This is a genomic window from Bartonella callosciuri (assembly GCF_014203215.1).
Lineage (GTDB): Bacteria > Pseudomonadota > Alphaproteobacteria > Rhizobiales > Rhizobiaceae > Bartonella > Bartonella callosciuri.
Window position 1 is genome coordinate 1 of sequence record NZ_JACHIM010000024.1, and the last position, 2,121, is coordinate 2,121.

4 protein-coding genes and 2 pseudogenes are annotated in these 2,121 nt (G+C 36.4%); 2 read left to right on the forward strand and 4 right to left on the reverse strand.

Annotated elements, in window-relative coordinates:
* A pseudogene (locus HNQ69_RS07495) lies at positions 1 to 294 on the forward strand (hypothetical protein); the annotation flags it as partial.
* A gap of 181 nt (positions 295 to 475) precedes the next feature.
* On the opposite strand, the gene HNQ69_RS07500 reads toward HNQ69_RS07495, so the two are convergent.
* From HNQ69_RS07500 to HNQ69_RS07515, 4 genes and pseudogenes are all read right to left on the reverse strand, one after another.
* Positions 476 to 769: a HigA family addiction module antitoxin gene (locus HNQ69_RS07500; protein WP_183229397.1), complete on the reverse strand. Its 294-nt coding sequence runs from the start codon at positions 767 to 769 to the stop codon at positions 476 to 478.
* A 15-nt stretch (positions 770 to 784) separates the two neighbouring features.
* Positions 785 to 1,067 (reverse strand): annotated as a pseudogene (locus tag HNQ69_RS08265) (type II toxin-antitoxin system RelE/ParE family toxin).
* A 111-nt stretch (positions 1,068 to 1,178) separates the two neighbouring features.
* The gene (locus HNQ69_RS07510) at positions 1,179 to 1,502 is read right to left on the reverse strand and encodes a type II toxin-antitoxin system PemK/MazF family toxin (protein ID WP_210302717.1); all 324 of its coding nucleotides are present in this window, start codon (positions 1,500 to 1,502) and stop codon (positions 1,179 to 1,181) included.
* Positions 1,502 to 1,726: an antitoxin MazE family protein gene (locus tag HNQ69_RS07515; protein ID WP_183229399.1), complete on the reverse strand. Its 225-nt coding sequence runs from the start codon at positions 1,724 to 1,726 to the stop codon at positions 1,502 to 1,504. Before HNQ69_RS07515 ends, HNQ69_RS07510 begins: the two co-directional genes overlap by 1 nt.
* Before the next feature lie 219 nt (positions 1,727 to 1,945).
* On the opposite strand from HNQ69_RS07515, the gene ssb reads away from it, so the two are divergent.
* Positions 1,946 to 2,121, forward strand: a 176-nt coding sequence (ssb, locus tag HNQ69_RS07520; protein WP_183229400.1) for a single-stranded DNA-binding protein, incomplete at its 3' end; no start/stop codon positions are given.

Here is a 2,121-nt window from a genome sequence, read left to right on the forward strand (position 1 = left end):
AAGGTTTCTGGCTCGGCTCGCATTCATAGCCATGCAAAAATTTATAATTATGCTGTTATTAATGGTCGTGCAAAGATTTATGGCAAGGTTTATGGGAATGCTCATGTGAGTGGGCGTGTGGAGGTTTCTGGCTCTGTTTATGGCAATGCAAAACTCTCATATTGTGCAAAGATTTTGGGCAAGGTCTATGGCAATGCAAAACTCAATAAAAAAAGCAAAGTAAGGTTGGTTCCTAAAAATTGTGAGGTTTATAAAGGAGATAATATTGTAGTGAGTGATGATACAGAAGAATAAATGACAGGCGTGTGGGGCGCCTGCTTTTAGAGAGAAAAAAAGAAAGCCGTGTCATTTACGATGCGGCTTTTTGGTTAAAATAGAAGCTAAGCGAGTTTTAGCAAATGCTATCATAAAAGTAGCTTAAGTTTTAACAATATAACCTCTCGGCGGGGGAAGAAGTTAAGCTGGATTTTAATTTCTAAAGATGCCCTACTTGCTCTAAAGATGAAATATGCGGTATTGGATTATTATGCCGCGCTTGCCACAGATCATGCTTTTGTTGCAATTTAAGCCAAAACTCAGCATCATTTAATCCCGCCTTTTCTAAGCGTAAAGCAAGGTTAATGCTTATTGCCGCATTGCAGTTTAAGACGCGTGATAGAGTTAAACGTGCAACACCAAGACGATTTGCAGCTTCTGTTACTGTTAAGCCTAATTCATCAAGTAATTCTTCTCTTAAAATACTGCCAGGGTGTGGGGGATTGTACATCATCATAATACCTCAAAATCAATGATAGTCTTGATAATCAACAAGTTCAACATCTGCTCCAATGAAACGAAAGGTAACACGCCAATTAGCATTGACACGCATTGACCAATAACCTTTTAAATCGCCAGTAAGTGCATGGAGGCGATACGATTTAAGAGTTACTTGTTCAGGAGCGGATATCGTATCTAAAATTACCAGAATATTTGCTAGTTTTTTAGCATGTGAGGGTTGTATACCCTTTGCAGACTCCTCTTTCGAAGAATAATTTCAACCCTTTATGCTTAAAACTAACGATTGCCACAAATTTACCTCTTGATACTTGATACGATACGCTATGCGCTTATGTCAATAGATTATTTATCAAAGACTGCTGTAAAAACATAATGTTCTATGTAAGGAAAATATATCATTTTCATTTTACTATCCCTAAAAATACAGCTAAACAGCGTTCAATTTCTATCATTTGATCTGCGTGAATGGAGCCAAAAGCTGGACTAATTTTTTCACATCTTACCGTCATAATCTTATCAATCATTACTTGCGAAGGCTTTTGTAAACCATTTTTACTGTCTGGTTGAAGAGTGATACGGAGTAATGGTGCTGCAACAAGTGTGCTGGTAATTGGTAAAACTGTTACGCTTGTATGCTCACTAAATTGATTGGCTTGAATGATCAAAGCAGGTCTTGGTTTACCAAAATCACCCTGCATAGCTATTGTTACGAGAGATCCACGCATCATTCTGTCCAGCCATCAATATCCATTAAAGATTGATCCATAAGAAATTGTATAGAAGTATCGGCTTTATCCATTTTTGCTACTAAGCGACATTGGCGGCTGCACTCTTCTGCAAAGTTTGGCTGGCGTGTATCTGGCACCCAAATTTGCATTAAGCGCAATCCTGCTTTTCTTCGTAAATTGCGATGTTTTTGAACGCGTTCATTGACGTGCATTATACCCATAATAAAACCTCCATTATGTTTCATGTAACGTATAACATAGAAAAAAGTTACATGAAACGAAATTTTTAACGAATGAACAAAATCCAACTTTTTGAGTACTTCAAGACATAATTTTATATGTTAAAAAATAAGTTTATTATATTGAAATAATTGAAAAAATAAGCAAATTATGTTAAGGTTTTGTACGTATAAAAGTACAAATTTAAGGTAAGTAAAAACATGCTTAATAAAGTTATGTTAATTGGGTTCCTAGGTGCCGATCCTGAAAGCAAAACCATGCCTTCTGGTGCTGAGGTGGTTAATTTTCGTATGGCAACTTCTGAGAGCTATACAGATAAAAACACCAATCAAAAAGTAGAGAAAACGGAATGGCATTCTGTGGTGATTTTTAATCC

What these genes read in the sequence shown, in the direction of transcription:
- HNQ69_RS07500 (WP_183229397.1), bottom strand. Translation starts at nt 769, where the DNA reads ATGATGTACAATCCCCCACACCCTGGCAGTATTTTAAGAGAAGAATTA.
- HNQ69_RS07510 (WP_210302717.1), bottom strand. Translation starts at nt 1,502, where the DNA reads ATGCGTGGATCTCTCGTAACAATAGCTATGCAGGGTGATTTTGGTAAA.
- HNQ69_RS07515 (WP_183229399.1), bottom strand. Translation starts at nt 1,726, where the DNA reads ATGGGTATAATGCACGTCAATGAACGCGTTCAAAAACATCGCAATTTA.